This window comes from Plantibacter sp. PA-3-X8 (assembly GCF_003856975.1).
Classification (GTDB): domain Bacteria; phylum Actinomycetota; class Actinomycetes; order Actinomycetales; family Microbacteriaceae; genus Plantibacter; species Plantibacter auratus.
Window position 1 is genome coordinate 2,932,334 of record NZ_CP033107.1, and the last position, 15,422, is coordinate 2,947,755.

Consider the following 15,422-nt stretch of genomic DNA (forward strand, 5'->3'; position numbering starts at 1 on the left):
CCGACGCCGGCGCGCTCCGCGAGCGCTCGTCCCGAACGGATACCCTCGACTCATGACCACCGTGCTCGTCCTCAACGGACCGAACCTCGGACGCCTCGGCAGCCGTGAACCCGACGTCTACGGCTCGGCCGACCTCGATGCGCTGCGCACCGTGCTCGAGACCGACGCTGGCGACGGGACGCGGATCGACCTGCGTCAGACGGACGACGAAGGCGAGCTGATCGGCTGGCTCCACGAGGCCGTCGACTCCGGGACGTCCGTGATCCTGAACCCCGCGGCGTTCACCCACTACAGCTACGGGCTCCGCGACGCGGCGGCCATGGTCACGAAGGCGGGCCTCCTGCTCGTCGAGGTGCACCTCTCGAATCCGCATGCCCGCGAGGCGTTCCGTCACACGAGCGTGATCTCCGGTGTCGCGACCGGCGTGATCGCCGGTTTCGGCTTCGACTCGTACCGCCTCGCCCTCGACCTCGTGGTCCGCCGCAGCACCGAGTGACGTGCGAGGCGCCCTGGTCCACCACGGGCGCGTTGGTCACGGGTCCTCGCAGCGGTTACACTCGTTCGTTGGGTCGTATCCGGCCGCACACTTTCCACGAACGGACATTCTCGCGCATGGCTTCTACCGCTGACATCAAGAACGGCATCGTCCTGAACATCGACGGGCAGCTCTGGACGGTGATCGAGTTCCAGCACGTCAAGCCGGGCAAGGGTGGCGCGTTCGTCCGCACCAAGATGAAGAACATCATGACCGGCAAGGTCGTCGACAAGACGTACAACGCCGGCACGAAGATCGACGTCGAGAACGTCGACCGCCGCGACTTCACCTACCTGTACGCGGACGGCGACTCCTTCGTCTTCATGGACAAGAGCGACTACGACCAGATCACCATCCCCGCCGTCGTCGTCGGCGACACCAAGAACTTCCTCCTCGAGAACCAGGACGTCACGGTCGCCCTCAACAACGGCAACCCCCTGTACGTCGAGCTCCCCGCGTCGGTCATCCTCGAGGTCACCTACACGGAACCCGGGCTCCAGGGCGACCGCTCGACCGGTGGCACGAAGCCGGCGACCGTCGAGACCGGCTACGAGATCCAGGTCCCGCTCTTCCTCGAGACCGGCACCAAGGTCAAGGTCGACACCCGCACGGGTGACTACCTCGGTCGCGTCAACGAGTGAGCGCTCGTACCAAGGCGCGCAAGCGCGCCCTCGATCTGCTCTACCAGGCCGACGTCCGTCAGCAGACCCTCGCTGAAGTCCTGTCCGCGGAAGCCTCTCGCGCCGTCAGCGAGCCCGACCGCCAGGCCTCCTGGTTGTACGCGAGAGAGATCGTCGACGGTGTCGGTGACCACGCCGAGGAGATCGACGAACAGATCGAGACGTACGCGCAGGGCTGGACGCTCGCGCGGATGCCCACGGTCGACCGGGCCATCCTCCGGATCGCGATCTGGGAGATCCTGTTCAACGACGAGGTGCCGCACGGCGTCGCCATCGACGAAGCGGTCGAGGCGGCCAAGACGCTGTCGACCGACGACTCGGCCGGCTTCATCAACGGCCTGCTCGGTAAGATCTCGCAGATCAACCCGCGGTGACGATGAGCGACGAGACCGGCGCGGCCCTGCCGCTGAAGCGCGTGCACCACATCGCGATCATCGCCAGCGACTACGAGGCCTCCAAGCGCTTCTACACCTCGGTGCTCGGCTGCGAGCTGCTCACCGAGGTGTACCGGGCCGAGCGTGACTCCTGGATGGGCGACCTCGCCCTGAACGGTGAGTACCTCATCGAGCTGTTCTCCTTCCCGGACCCGCCGGCGCGCGCATCCGGGCCCGAAGCGCTCGGACTGCGGCACCTCGCCTTCGCCGTCGACGACGTCGACGCCGGCCACGCCCGTCTGGTGGAGCTGGGTGTCCGCGTCGAAGACGTCCGGATCGACCCGCACACCTCGCGCAAGATGCTGTTCTTCTTCGATCCCGACGGCCTCCCGTTGGAGCTCTACGAGGCCTGATCCGACTGCTAGGCTCGGGTGTTGACCAAGACAACCTTTAAGACCGTCCAGAGAGGCGGAGAAGGGAGTCGGCGATGAGCGCACGTACCGTGCTGCACGAAGCTGACATCGCGCGGGCGTTGACTCGGATCTCCCACGAGATCCTCGAGTCCAACCGCGGAGCAGACGACCTCGTGATCCTGGGCATCCCGACGCGCGGGGTCATCCTCGCCAAGCGGATCGCCGCCACGATCTCCTCGATCTCGGGCGCGACCATCGTCTCGGGTGCACTCGACGTCACGATGTACCGCGACGACCTGGCGAAGCACCCGACCCGTGCACCGCAGCCCACGACGCTCCCGCCACAGGGGATCGACGGGCGCACGGTCGTCCTCGTCGACGACGTCCTGTACTCGGGACGCACGATCCGCGCCGCCCTCGACGCACTGACCGACCTGGGCCGCCCGCGCGTCGTGCGGCTCGCCGCGCTCGTCGACCGCGGCCACCGCGAGCTCCCGATCCGCCCCGACTTCGTGGGGAAGAACCTGCCCTCCTCGCAGGCGGAGCGCATCTTCGTCCGGCTCACGGAGTTCGACGGCGACGACTCGGTGACGATCGAGGGGAGCGGCGAATGAGGCACCTGCTGTCGACGAAGACCCTCACCCGCGACGAGGCGATCGAGATCCTCGACGTCGCGGAGGACATGGCCGAGACGCAGTTCCGTGAGGTCCGCAAGCTCCCGACCCTCCGTGGGAAGACGGTCGTCAACCTCTTCTTCGAGGACTCGACCCGCACGCGCATCTCGTTCGAGGCTGCCGCCAAACGGCTGTCCGCAGACGTCATCACCTTCAGCGCGAAGGGGTCGAGCGTCTCGAAGGGCGAGAGCCTGAAGGACACCGCACAGACCCTCGCCGCGATGCACGCCGACGCCGTCGTGATCCGACACTCCGCCTCCGGTGCGCCGCAGACCCTCGCCGACAGCGGCTGGATCGACGCCGGCATCCTGAACGCGGGGGACGGGACGCACGAGCACCCGACGCAGGCCCTCCTGGACGCGTTCACGATGCGCAAGCGCCTCCACGGCGAGCGTTCCCGCGGTCGCGCGCTCGACGGGGTGGCGGTGACGATCGTCGGCGACATCCTGCATTCCCGGGTCGCCCGATCGAACGTCTGGCTGCTCGACACGCTCGGCGCCGAGGTCACCCTCGTCGCCCCGCCGACACTGCTTCCGGTGGACCTCGGCCCCTGGCCGGCAACGGTCCGCTACGACCTGGACGACGCGATCGCCCAGCGTCCCGACGTGCTGATGATGCTCCGGATCCAGTCCGAACGCATGCACGCCGCCTTTTTCCCGAACAGCCGGGAGTATTCCAGGCGCTGGGGGCTCGACGACGAGCGGCTCGCCCGCCTCGATCCGGCTAGCATTGTCATGCACCCCGGGCCGATGAACCGCGGTCTGGAGATCTCGTCCGGGGCAGCCGACTCACCCCGGTCGACCGTCCTCGAACAGGTCGCCAACGGGGTGTCGGTCCGGATGGCCGCGTTGTACCTGCTGCTGTCCGGCGATCGAGAGGAATCCACCCGTGTCTGAGCCCACTTCGAACCACGACGTCACCCTGATCACCGGAGCGACGCTCGCCGACGGGACACGCACCGACATCCTCCTGCGCGACGGACGGATCGCGGAACGCGGCTCCGGGCTGAGCGCCGTCGGCGCGACCGTCGTCGACGCGGACGGCCTCCTCGCGCTGCCCGGGCTCGTCGACCTCCACACGCATCTCCGGGAACCCGGGTTCGAGCAGAGCGAGACGGTGCTCACCGGCACGCGTGCCGCAGCCGCCGGCGGCTTCACCGCGGTGTTCGCGATGGCCAACACCTCGCCGGTGGCCGACACGGCCGGGGTCGTCGAGCAGGAGCAGTCGCTCGGTGAGCGCGCCGGCTACGCCACGGTGCAGCCGATCGGTGCCGTGACGGTCGGACTCGCCGGAGAACGACTCGCCGAACTCGGCGCCATGGCCTCCTCACGCGCCAAGGTCCGGGTCTTCTCGGACGACGGCCTCTGCGTGTCCGACCCGCTGCTCATGCGTCGCGCGCTGGAGTACGTGAAGGCCTTCGACGGCGTGATCGCCCAGCACGCGCAGGAGCCCCGACTCACTGTCGGTGCGCAAATGAACGAGGGCGCACTCTCCGGCGAGCTCGGTCTCACCGGATGGCCGGCTGTCGCTGAGGAGTCGATCATCGCCCGCGACGTGCTCCTCGCCGAGCACGTGGGTTCCCGCCTCCACATCTGCCACGTCTCGACGGCCGGTTCCGTCGACGTCATCCGCTGGGCGAAGGCCCGGGGCATCCCCGTCACGGCCGAGGTCACGCCGCACCACCTGCTGCTCACGGAGGAGCTGGTGGCGAGCTACGACGCCCGGTACAAGGTGAACCCGCCCCTGCGACGGGCGGAGGACGTCCAGGTGCTGCGCGAGGCCCTCGCGGACGGCACGATCGACATCGTCGCGACGGACCACGCACCGCACCCGGTCGAGGCCAAGGACTGCGAGTGGGACGCCGCCGCGAACGGCATGGTGGGCCTCGAGTCCGCCCTCTCCGTCGTGCACGCGTCGATGGTCGCGACCGGGCTCCTGGACTGGAACGACGTCGCCCGGGTGCTCTCGGCGACGCCGGCGAGGATCGGACGGATCACCGGGCAGGGGGCTTCGATCGAGGCCGGTGCTCCGGCGGAGGTCGTGCTCTACGACACCGCCGCCACCCGTCCGTTCGGCACGGCCGACCTGGCCGGCAAGGGCGTGAACTCGCCCTACCTCGGCCTGGAGCTGCCCGGCCGCGTCGTCGCCACCTTCCACCGGGGCTACGCGACCGTCCTGGACGGCGCCGTGCTCCCGACGGAGCAGGTCGCGGCCGCAGCACGCCGTGCCGCGCGATCCGCGGAGGTCGAGCACTGATGGACGGGCGGATCCTCGCGGCCGTCCTCGTCGCCCTCGTCCTCCTCGGCATCCTCGCCCTCATGGCCTTCGCCTGGCGACGCCGCGTCGCGCGCGACGCCCAGGTCGGTCCCCTCGCGGAGCTCCCCGACCCGCGGCCGGTCCCGTCACTGACGGTCGAGGTCCTCTACGTCGCGACGTCGAAGCACGACCAGCCGCTCGAACGGCTGGCGTTGCAGGGACTGCGCTACCGATCCCGGGTCACGCTCGAACTCGGTGCCGCCGGAGTCGTCGTCGACGTCCCGGGGGAGCGGCCGACGTTCATCCCGGCGACGAGCATCGTCGGCGTCGACCAGACCAACCTCACGATCGACCGGGTCGTCGAGCCGGGCGGGCTCATCCGCCTGAGCTGGCGCCCCGTCCCGACGGTGATCGCGGACAGCACCTTCCGCGTCCTCGAGCAGGCGGACCGCGCCCGCATCATCGACACCGTCACGAGCCTCATCCCCGCCGCGGACGCCGGACTCCGGCCGACCGGCACCCCAGACACCGTCGCCGACATCACCTCGGCCGACGACTCCACCCCACCGCCTCACGAGAGGGCTTGACCATGACCTCCTTCACCCCACCCAGTCCAGCGGTACTCGTCCTCGAGGACGGCAACCGTTACGTCGGGCACGCCTACGGCGCGACCGGCCGCACGCTCGGCGAGGTCGTCTTCGCCACCGGCATGACCGGCTACCAGGAGACGCTGACCGACCCGTCCTACGCCGGACAGATCGTCCTGATGACCGCGCCGCACATCGGCAACACCGGCGTCAACCGCGAGGACATGGAGTCCGCCCGCGTCTGGGTCGCCGGATACGTGGTGCGTGACGCGTCGCGCGTCGTCTCGAACTTCCGAGCGGACCGCTCGCTCGACGACGAACTCGTCCAGGACGGCGTCGTGGGCATCAGCGGCATCGACACCCGCGCGGTGACCCGGCACATCCGTTCCGCCGGTTCCATGCGCGGCGGCGTGTTCTCCGGCGAGGACTTCGAGTTGTCCGGCGCCGAGCAGCTCAGTCTCGTCCGGGCCGGCGCGCAGATGGCCGGTCTGAACCTGTCGAGCGAGGTCTCCACGACCGAGCAGTACACCGTGCCGGCGGTGGGCGAGCGCGTTGGTTCCGTCGCGGTCCTCGACCTCGGCGTCAAGACGTCGACGCTCAACCACCTCGCCGCTCGCGGCTTCGACGTCGTGGTGCTGCCGCAGTCGGTGACCTCGGCCGAGGTCCTCGCGCTCGAACCGTCCGCACTGTTCTTCTCCAACGGCCCCGGTGACCCGGCTGCGAGCGACGCGCACGTCGCCCTCCTGCAGGACGTGCTCCGCGCGGGCGTGCCGTACTTCGGCATCTGCTTCGGCAACCAGCTACTCGGGCGCGCGCTCGGCTTCGAGACCTACAAGCTGCCGTTCGGTCACCGCGGGATCAATCAGCCGGTGCTCGACAAGGCGACCGGTCGGGTGGAGATCACCTCGCAGAACCACGGTTTCGCGGTCGACCTCCCGATCGAGGGCAGACACGAGACGCCCGCCGGGTTCGGCCTCGCCGAGGTCAGCCACTACAGCCTGAACGACGAGGTCGTCGAGGGCATCAACTGCATCGACATCCCCGCGTTCTCCGTCCAGTACCACCCCGAGTCCGCCTCGGGTCCGCACGACGCGGTCTACCTGTTCGACCGGTTCCGCGACCTCGTGACCGGCCACGCCACCACTTCCAGCACCAAGGAGAACAACTAGTGCCCAAGCGCGACGACATCAACAGCGTCCTCGTCATCGGCTCCGGGCCGATCGTCATCGGGCAGGCCGCCGAGTTCGACTACTCGGGCACCCAGGCATGCCGCGTGCTGCGCGAGGAGGGCGTCCGCGTCATCCTCGTCAACTCGAACCCGGCGACCATCATGACCGACCCCGACTTCGCCGACGCGACCTACGTCGAGCCGATCACCTGGCAGGTCATCGAGACGATCATCGCGAAGGAGAAGCCCGACGCGATCCTGCCGACCCTCGGCGGCCAGACGGCGTTGAACGCCGCGATCCAGCTGCACGAGCATGGCATCCTCGAGAAGTACGACGTCGAGCTCATCGGCGCGAACTTCGAGGCGATCAACAAGGGCGAGGACCGCCAGATCTTCAAGCAGCTCGTGCTCGACGCGGGCGCGGACGTGGCCCGTTCGTACATCGCCCACACGGTCGAGGAGGCCGTCGGCTACGCCGAGGACCTCGGCTACCCGCTGGTCGTGCGCCCCTCGTTCACCATGGGCGGCCTCGGCTCGGGATTCGCATACACCGAGACGGAGCTCCGCCGAATCGTCGGCGACGGCCTCCACCAGAGCCCGACCACCGAGGTGCTCCTCGAGGAGTCGATCCTCGGCTGGAAGGAGTACGAGCTCGAGCTCATGCGCGACACGGCCGACAACACCGTCGTCGTCTGCTCGATCGAGAACGTCGACCCGGTCGGCGTGCACACCGGGGACTCGATCACGGTGGCCCCCGCCCTGACGCTGACGGACCGCGAGTACCAGAAGCTCCGCGACATCGGTATCGACATCATCCGCGCGGTCGGCGTCGACACCGGCGGCTGCAACATCCAGTTCGCGGTCGACCCGGCCGACGGCCGCATCATCGTCATCGAGATGAACCCGCGCGTCTCCCGCTCGAGTGCCCTCGCCTCGAAGGCGACCGGCTTCCCGATCGCGAAGATCGCGGCGAAGCTGGCCATCGGGTACCGCCTCGACGAGATCCCGAACGACATCACGAAGGTCACGCCCGCGAGCTTCGAGCCCACGCTCGACTACGTCGTCGTGAAGGTCCCGCGCTTCGCGTTCGAGAAGTTCCCCGCCGCCGACCCGAGGCTCACGACCACCATGAAGTCGGTGGGTGAGGCGATGGCCATCGGACGCAACTACGCCACCGCCCTGCAGAAGGCGCTGCGGTCGCTCGAGAAGCGCGGTTCCAGCTTCCACTGGGGCGACGAGTCCCGCAGTGTCGAGGAGCTGCTCGAGGTCATGAAGACCCCGACCGACGGCCGCATCGTCGTCGTGCAGCAGGCGCTCCGCAAGGGGGCCACCGCTGAGCAGGTCTTCGAAGCCACCAAGATCGACCCGTGGTTCATCGACCAGATCGTCCTGATCAACGACGTCGCCGACTGGATCGCCGCGGCGGAACGCCTCGACACCGAGGTGCTCCGTACCGCGAAGAACCACGGCTTCTCGGACGCGCAGATCGGTCAGCTGCGCGGGTTCGGCGAGCAGGAGGTGCGCGAGGTCCGGCACATCCTCGGTGTCCGCCCGGTCTACAAGACGGTCGACACGTGCGCCGGCGAGTTCCCGGCGCTCACCCCGTACCACTACTCGAGCTACGACACCGAGACCGAGGTGGTCGCGAGCGACCGCCGCAAGGTGGTCATCCTCGGGTCCGGCCCGAACCGCATCGGCCAGGGCATCGAGTTCGACTACTCCTGCGTGCACGCGTCCTTCGCCTTGCAGGCCGCCGGCTTCGAGACCATCATGATCAACTGCAACCCGGAGACCGTCTCGACGGACTACGACACGAGCGACCGACTCTACTTCGAGCCGCTCACGCTCGAGGACGTCCTCGAGGTCATCCACGCCGAGAGCGAGTCGGGCGAACTCGTCGGTGTCGTCGTCCAGCTCGGCGGCCAGACGGCGCTCGGGCTCGCGAAGGGGCTCGAGGCCGCCGGCGTCCCGATCCTCGGCACCACGCCGACCGCCATCGACCTCGCCGAGGAGCGCGGCCAGTTCCAGGAGATCCTGGACGCCGCCGGCCTCGTCGCACCGAAGAACGGCACCGCGGTGGAGATCGAGGGTGCGCTGCGCGTCGCCGAGGAGATCGGCTACCCGGTCCTCGTCCGCCCGAGCTTCGTGCTCGGCGGACGCGGCATGGAGATCATCTACGACAGCGCCTCGCTCACGGACTACTTCGTGCGCATCGAGGACCAGGGCATCGTGGGCCCGGCCCAGCCGCTGCTCGTCGACCACTTCCTCGACGACGCGATCGAGATCGACGTCGACGCCCTGTTCGACGGCGAGGAGCTCTACATCGGTGGCGTCATGGAGCACATCGAGGAGGCCGGGATCCACTCGGGCGACTCGAGCTGCACCCTGCCGCCCGTCTCGCTCGGTCGTGCCGAGATCGACCGCGTGCGGAACGCGACGCTCGCGATCGCCCAGGGGATCGGCGTGCGCGGTCTGCTGAACGTCCAGTTCGCGATCGGCGCCGGCATCCTCTACGTCATCGAGGCGAACCCGCGTGCGTCCCGCACGGTGCCGTTCGTGTCGAAGGCGCTCGGCATCCCGCTGGCGAAGGCCGCATCACTCATCATGACCGGCGCGACGGTCGCCGAGCTCAAGGACTCCGGGCTCCTGCCCCCGGTCGACGGATCCCGGGTCCCGATCGACTCCCCGGTGTCGGTCAAGGAGGCCGTGCTGCCCTTCAAGCGCTTCCGCACGAAGGACGGCCAGATCGTCGACAGCGTGCTCGGCCCGGAGATGCGCTCCACCGGCGAGGTGATGGGCATCGACAAGGACTTCCCGCGCGCGTTCGCGAAGAGCCAGGAGGCGGCCTACGGCGGCCTGCCGTCGAGCGGAACGGTGTTCGTCTCGGTCTCCGACCGCGACAAGCGCTCGATCATCCTGCCGGTGCTGCGCCTCCAGCAGCTCGGGTTCGACATCCTCGCGACCGACGGCACGGCCGAGGTGCTGAACCGGAACGGCATCAGTGCCCGGACGGTGCGCAAGTACAGCGAGACCACGGCCGCGGGCGAGGACGACTCGATCGTCGACCTGATCAACCGCGACGAGGTCGACATGGTCATCAACACCCCGAGTGGCCGGTCGGCTCGCGCGGACGGCTACGAGATCCGCGCGGCCGCCGTCGCGGCCGACAAGCCGCTCTTCACGACGATCGCGCAGCTCACCGCAGCGGTCGGCTCCTTCGAGGCACTCGGCGGGGGCTTCGAGGTCCGCTCGCTCCAGGAGTACGCACTCGATCGGGCTGCGCGCTCGTGACGGCTTCCTTCGGAACCCGACTGGACGAGGTCTTCATCCGGTCGGGCCGACTCTGCGTCGGCATCGATCCGCACCGCTTCCTGCTCGAGGCGTGGGGGCTGCCCGACACCGCCGCCGGCGCGGGGGCCTTCGGCCTCGCCGTCGTCGAGGCCGCAGCCGGTCGCGCCGGGATCGTCAAGCCGCAGGTGGCGTTCTTCGAACGGTTCGGGTCGGCCGGGTACATCGCCCTCGAAGGGGTCCTCGCCGCGGCACGCGACGCCGGGCTCCTCGTGATCGGCGACGCCAAGCGCGGTGAGATCGGGACGAGCATGGAGGGCTATGCCGAAGCGTGGCTGACCCCCGGTTCACCGCTGGAGGTCGACGCCCTCACCGTGAACCCCTATCTCGGCTTCGGCTCACTGCAGCCGGTACTCGAGCTCGCCGAGCAGCACGGCAAGGGCGTGTTCGTGCTGACGGCGACCTCGAACCCGGAGGGTCGCGACGTCCAGCTCGCCGAGGACAGGGCCGGCCTCACCGTCGCGGCGTCGATGCTCGAGGAGATCGACCACTGGAACGCACGGCACCACCCCGGGGCTACCGGTTCGATCGGTGCGGTCATCGGAGCCACGCTCCGTCTCGAGGAGTTCGGCCTGACGGAGGTACCGCCGACGACCACGCTCCCGATCCTGGCACCCGGGTTCGGCCACCAGGGGGCCTCGGTCGCCGACCTCGGATCCATCTACGGCGACCTCGCGCCGGGCGTCATCGTCTCCGAGTCCCGGAGCCTCCTCGCGGCTGGACCCTCGGGGATCGCGGACGCCGTCGAACGTTCCGTCGCAGCCGTGAGGAGCGCCCGTGGTTGACCAGGAGCAGGACCAGCCCAGTAGGAACATGCCGGAGGTCGACCGGGCCGCCGCCTCACGTGAGGCCGTTCGCAAACGCCGCGCGCGTGCGACCGTCAAGGCGTCCATCGCCTCCGGTGCCCGCACCCCCTTGGAGGTACTCGACGCCGCGACCGCCGATCCGGACGGTATCGAGGGCGGCATCCGCATCACCGAGTACCTCCTCAGCATCCCGAGTGTCGGCGTCACCAAGCTCGGGCGCATCCTCGAATCGCTCGGCATCTCCTCGGTGAAGCGCCTCGGCGGTCTCGGGCGGTTGCAGCGGGATCGCCTCCGCGCCTTCATCGCCGAGCGCTACCCGGGGAACGCGCGCAGCCGACTCGTCGTGCTCGCCGGCCCGACGGCCGTCGGCAAGGGGACGGTGGCCGCGTACATCCGCGACCACTACCCGGAGGTGCACCTCTCCGTCTCGGCCACGACGCGCAAGCCCCGACCGGGGGAACAGCACGAGGTGAACTACTACTTCGTGACCGACGACGAATTCGACGGCCTCATCGAGGGCGACCGCCTGCTCGAGCACGCCACGGTCCACAACGCGTACCGCTACGGCACGCCACGCGAGCCGATCGAGCGTGCGCTCGCGGCCGGCGACAGCGCGTTGCTCGAGATCGACATCCAGGGTGCCCGGCAGGTCCGGGAGGCGATGCCGGAGGCGACCCTGGTGTTCCTGCTGCCCCCGAGCTGGGACGAACTGGTCCGTCGACTGGTCGGACGAGGCACCGAGGACGAGGAGGAACGGGAGCGCCGACTGCGCACCGCGAAGGTCGAACTGGCCGCCGCGGACGAGTTCGACCACCGTGTCGTCAACGACGACGTGGCCCGCGCGGCCCAAGAGGTCGTAGACTTGATGAAGATTCACGGGGATTGACGTCCGACGCGCACCCCGCATCGATCCGATCTTCCCCGAACACAACCACACGAGGAGTGTGAACCTGCATGGCTGACAAGCTCAAGGGCATCATCGATCCGCCCATCGACTCCCTGCTCACCAAGGTCGAGTCCAAGTACGCACTCGTGATCTTCGCGTCCAAGCGCGCGCGCCAGATCAACGACTACTACGCCGACCTCCACGAGGGCAGCCTGTTCGACAACGTCGGGCCGCTGGTCGACTCGTCCGTCGAGGACAAGCCGCTCTCGATCGCGATGCACGAGATCAACGAGGACAAGCTCCAGATCAAGCCGATCGCCGAATAACCGCTTCACCACGACGAATCCGCCGGGCGCCAGACGACCGGCGGATTCGTCGTGTCGGGCCCGTTCCCACCACCGCGACGCCTTGCGTCATGGACGGACGACGTGTCCGAGGCCTCGACTAGAGTGATGAACGGTCCGGCCCCGGAACACCGCGACGGCCGATCCCTCCACCATCGCACCACCACTTCCGACGGGAGACCGCATGACCGAGCTGCGCCTGTTCACCTCCGAATCCGTGACCGAGGGACATCCCGACAAGATCTGCGACCAGATCTCGGACAGCATCCTCGACGCACTCCTCGAGGTGGATCCGCGCAGTCGAGTCGCCGTCGAGACGCTCGTCACCACCGGGCTCGTCCATGTCGCCGGTGAGGTCTCCACGAGCGGCTACGTCGACATCCCGACGATCGTCCGCGAGCGCATCCGGTCCATCGGCTACACCTCGTCCGACATCGGATTCGACGGCGACTCCTGCGGCGTGAGCGTCTCGATCGGCTCGCAGTCCGCCGACATCGCCGCCGGAGTCGACCATGCCTTCGAGTCCCGCGAGCAGTCCAGTGTCGACGCCTACGACCTCCAGGGCGCGGGCGACCAGGGCATCATGTTCGGGTTCGCGACCACCGAGACGCCGCAGTACATGCCGCTGCCCAGCTGGATCGCACACCGTCTCGCGGAGCGACTCGCCGAGGTCCGCAAGTCCGGCCAGCTCGACTACCTGCGCCCGGACGGCAAGACCCAGGTCACCATCGGGTACGACGGCTTCCTCCCGAAGACCGTGGAGACGGTCGTGGTCTCCACGCAACACAATCCGGGTGTCTCCACGGAGCAGCTGCGTCGCGACGTCCAGCGTCACGTCATCGAACCGGTCCTCGCGACGGTCGAACTCGACAGCTCGAACGTGACGCACCTGATCAACCCGACCGGTATCTTCGTCGTCGGTGGCCCGATGGGCGACGCGGGGCTCACCGGACGCAAGATCATCATCGACACCTACGGCGGAGCGGCTCGACACGGCGGTGGGGCCTTCAGCGGGAAGGACCCGTCGAAGGTGGACCGCTCGGCCGCATACGCCATGCGCTGGGTGGCGAAGAACGCGGTCGCCGCCGGATTCGCCGAACGTCTCGAGGTGCAGGTCGCCTACGCCATCGGCAAGGCCGCGCCGGTCGGACTCTACGTCGAGACCTTCGGGACGGCCCATGTGCCGGAGGCGGACATCACGCGCGCGATCCGCGACGTCTTCGACCTCCGTCCAGCCGCGATCATCGCCGACCTCGACCTCATCCGCCCCATCTACGCCGCCACGGCGGCGTACGGGCACTTCGGCCGCGAGCTCCCCGACTTCACGTGGGAGCGTCTCGACCGGGTGGAGGCGTTGCGGTCAGCAGCCGGGCTGTAGCCGTGGTCGGCGCGAGGGTCGCCAGGGTGGTACTCGACTCCCCGTTGCCACAGCTCGACCACCTGTTCGACTACGCCATTCCCGACGACCTGGCCGATGACGCCGTGCTCGGCGCGCGCGTCTCGGTGCCGTTGCGCTCGGCCGGACGGTCTGCGAACGGGTTGATCGTCGACCTCGCCGACTCGAGCGAGTTCGGCGGGGCGCTCAGCCCGCTGAGCTCGGTCGTGTCGTCGGTACCGGTCCTGACCCCGACCCTGTGGACGCTCGCACGCCGTATCGCGGATCGCAGCGCCGGGAGCGCGATGGACGTCCTGCGTCTCGCCATTCCGCCGCGACAGGTCCGGGTGGAGAAGACCTGGACCGCCGCGACCCCGCCGGAGCCTCCGTCGGTCGAGCGGCGCACCGTCCCGGGGTTCGCCTCCGGCACCCTCGACCGCCTCGCGCCGGGGGAGCGGTACGCGATCAGCGCGATCCCCACCCTGACCGCGACGAGCGCGGGCGTCTGGCTCCCGGACTGGTCCTTCACGCTGGCGGCTCTCGCCGTGAACCAGCTGGCCGAGGGCAGAAGCGCGATCCTGTGCGTCCCCGACTACCGGGACGTCGAACACCTCCTTGCGGCGTTCGACGACCTCGGTGTCGGTGCCGCGGTCGCGAGGGCCGACGCCAAGCAGACCCCCGCTGCTCGCTACCGCTCCTACCTGGACGGACTGCATCCGGTGCCGCGGATCGTCGTCGGCAACCGGTCGGCCGTCTATGCACCGGCGCACGACCTCGGACTCATCGCCCTCTGGGACGACGGCGACCCCCTCCATCAGGAGCAGCTCGCCCCCTATGTGCACGCCCGCGACGTCGCGTTGACCCGGCAGGAGATGAGCGGATCCGCCCTCGTCTTCGCCGCGCACTCGCGCAGTACCGAGACGCAGCGACTCGTCGAACTCGGCTGGCTGCACGAGGTCGCACCGACCCCGCCGATACGACCGAGAGTCGTCGTGTCCCGGGCCAGCGGCGACGACGCCATGACGAGCCAGGCGAGGATCCCGTCGAGCGCGTGGCGCGCGGTCGACGAGGCATTGCATCACGGGCCCGTGCTGGTCCAGGTCGCGCGGCCGGGGTACGCGCCGCACCTCGCCTGTCGACGGTGCGGGACGAGGGCCCACTGCTCGGTGTGCCACGGTCCACTCCAACTCGCCACAGCCCGTTCGCAGCCCTCCTGCCGGTGGTGCGGTCACCTCGCGGCTGGGTGGTCGTGCGAGACCTGTCACGACACCGCGTTCCGCGTCACGGCCGCCGGCACCGGCCGGACCGCCGAGGAACTGGGCCGGGCGTTCCCCCGGTACCGGGTCGTGGTGTCGGACGGAGACGCCCCCAAGTTCGAGGTCGGCCCGGAGCCGGCGCTGGTGATCGCGACCCGAGGCGCGGAGCCCGTCGCCGCGGGCGGCTATGCCGCCGTCCTCCTGGTCGACGCCGACCGCATGCTGGCGCGGGAGTCGCTCCGCGTCGCCGAGGACTGCCTGCGGTGGTGGTCGAACGCCGCAGCTCTGGCCGCTCCACGCGCGCCGGTGCTCCTGATCGGCGTCGAGGCCCCCGTGGCGAACGCCTTCGCTCTCTGGCAGCAACCGCGGTTCGCGAGTGAGGAACTCGCCGAGCGCAGAGAGCTCGGGTTCCCTCCCGCGGTCCGGAGCGCGACCCTCACCGGCACCCGCGACGCCGTCGACGCCGCTCTCGCCGCACTGCCCGCCGAGTACCGGAGCCGCGTGCTCGGCCCGACCGTCGACGAAGCGGGGGACAGCGTCGCGATCCTGCGGGTCGACTACGGCCACGCCAGGGCGGTCGCCGAGCAGTTGCGGGCGACCGTCGTCGCGCAGGCGGCGAAGCGTCGACGGCCGACCCCCGGCAGGCGGGCGCCGAAAGCCCCGCCTACACTCAGAGTACGATTCGACGATCCGGAGATGCTGTCATGATCCACCCCGTCC

Annotated in this window: 14 protein-coding genes and 1 pseudogene; all 15 read left to right on the plus strand. The window is 69.4% G+C overall.

The features are described 5' to 3' along the window. Positions 1–52: 52 nt before the first annotated feature. The 15 genes and pseudogenes from EAO79_RS13855 to EAO79_RS13925 all read left to right on the plus strand — a co-directional run bounded on the left by EAO79_RS13855 (position 53) and on the right by EAO79_RS13925 (position 15,410). Positions 53–496, plus strand: coding sequence for a type II 3-dehydroquinate dehydratase (locus EAO79_RS13855; protein ID WP_124769342.1), 444 nt, complete (start codon positions 53–55; stop codon positions 494–496). A gap of 116 nt (positions 497–612) precedes the next feature. Then, positions 613–1,176, plus strand: a complete 564-nt coding sequence (gene efp / locus EAO79_RS13860) for an elongation factor P (protein WP_056005785.1) — start codon at positions 613–615, stop codon at positions 1,174–1,176. Beyond that, positions 1,173–1,589, plus strand: a complete 417-nt coding sequence (gene nusB / locus EAO79_RS13865; protein ID WP_064293834.1) for a transcription antitermination factor NusB — start codon at positions 1,173–1,175, stop codon at positions 1,587–1,589. The genes efp and nusB overlap by 4 nt, the downstream gene beginning before the upstream one ends. Before the next feature lie 2 nt (positions 1,590–1,591). Next, positions 1,592–2,002: a VOC family protein gene (locus tag EAO79_RS13870; protein ID WP_086473292.1), complete on the plus strand. Its 411-nt coding sequence runs from the start codon at positions 1,592–1,594 to the stop codon at positions 2,000–2,002. A 68-nt stretch (positions 2,003–2,070) separates the two neighbouring features. Next, positions 2,071–2,616 (plus strand): annotated as a pseudogene (gene pyrR / locus EAO79_RS13875) (bifunctional pyr operon transcriptional regulator/uracil phosphoribosyltransferase PyrR); the annotation flags it as partial. Next, positions 2,613–3,572 carry an aspartate carbamoyltransferase catalytic subunit gene (locus EAO79_RS13880; RefSeq protein WP_071260160.1) on the plus strand — a complete coding sequence of 320 codons (960 nt, stop codon included), beginning with the start codon at positions 2,613–2,615 and terminating at the stop codon, positions 3,570–3,572. The pseudogene pyrR and the gene EAO79_RS13880, both read left to right, overlap by 4 nt. Continuing rightward, positions 3,565–4,932, plus strand: coding sequence for a dihydroorotase (locus EAO79_RS13885; protein ID WP_206428239.1), 1,368 nt, complete (start codon positions 3,565–3,567; stop codon positions 4,930–4,932). The genes EAO79_RS13880 and EAO79_RS13885 overlap by 8 nt, the downstream gene beginning before the upstream one ends. Then, positions 4,932–5,519: a hypothetical protein gene (locus EAO79_RS13890; protein ID WP_124769343.1), complete on the plus strand. Its 588-nt coding sequence runs from the start codon at positions 4,932–4,934 to the stop codon at positions 5,517–5,519. The genes EAO79_RS13885 and EAO79_RS13890 overlap by 1 nt, the downstream gene beginning before the upstream one ends. Before the next feature lie 2 nt (positions 5,520–5,521). Beyond that, entirely contained in the window at positions 5,522–6,688 is a 1,167-nt protein-coding gene (gene carA / locus EAO79_RS13895; protein ID WP_079705931.1) for a glutamine-hydrolyzing carbamoyl-phosphate synthase small subunit, read from the plus strand. Then, positions 6,688–9,978 (plus strand): carbamoyl-phosphate synthase large subunit, encoded by a 3,291-nt coding sequence (gene carB, locus EAO79_RS13900; protein ID WP_124769344.1) that lies wholly within the window; start codon positions 6,688–6,690, stop codon positions 9,976–9,978. Before carA ends, carB begins: the two co-directional genes overlap by 1 nt. Beyond that, positions 9,975–10,820 (plus strand): orotidine-5'-phosphate decarboxylase, encoded by an 846-nt coding sequence (gene pyrF, locus EAO79_RS13905; protein WP_193555813.1) that lies wholly within the window; start codon positions 9,975–9,977, stop codon positions 10,818–10,820. Before carB ends, pyrF begins: the two co-directional genes overlap by 4 nt. 28 nt (positions 10,821–10,848) lie before the next feature. Beyond that, positions 10,849–11,727, plus strand: a complete 879-nt coding sequence (gmk, locus tag EAO79_RS13910) for a guanylate kinase (RefSeq protein WP_124769345.1) — start codon at positions 10,849–10,851, stop codon at positions 11,725–11,727. Between the two features lie 68 nt (positions 11,728–11,795). Next, positions 11,796–12,053 (plus strand): DNA-directed RNA polymerase subunit omega, encoded by a 258-nt coding sequence (rpoZ, locus tag EAO79_RS13915; RefSeq protein WP_056005756.1) that lies wholly within the window; start codon positions 11,796–11,798, stop codon positions 12,051–12,053. A gap of 202 nt (positions 12,054–12,255) precedes the next feature. Beyond that, complete coding sequence (metK, locus tag EAO79_RS13920) at positions 12,256–13,449, plus strand: methionine adenosyltransferase (protein WP_064293843.1); 1,194 nt, start codon at positions 12,256–12,258, stop codon at positions 13,447–13,449. A gap of 26 nt (positions 13,450–13,475) precedes the next feature. Further along, positions 13,476–15,410, plus strand: a complete 1,935-nt coding sequence (locus EAO79_RS13925) for a primosomal protein N' (protein WP_241160890.1) — start codon at positions 13,476–13,478, stop codon at positions 15,408–15,410. Positions 15,411–15,422: the final 12 nt, after the last annotated feature.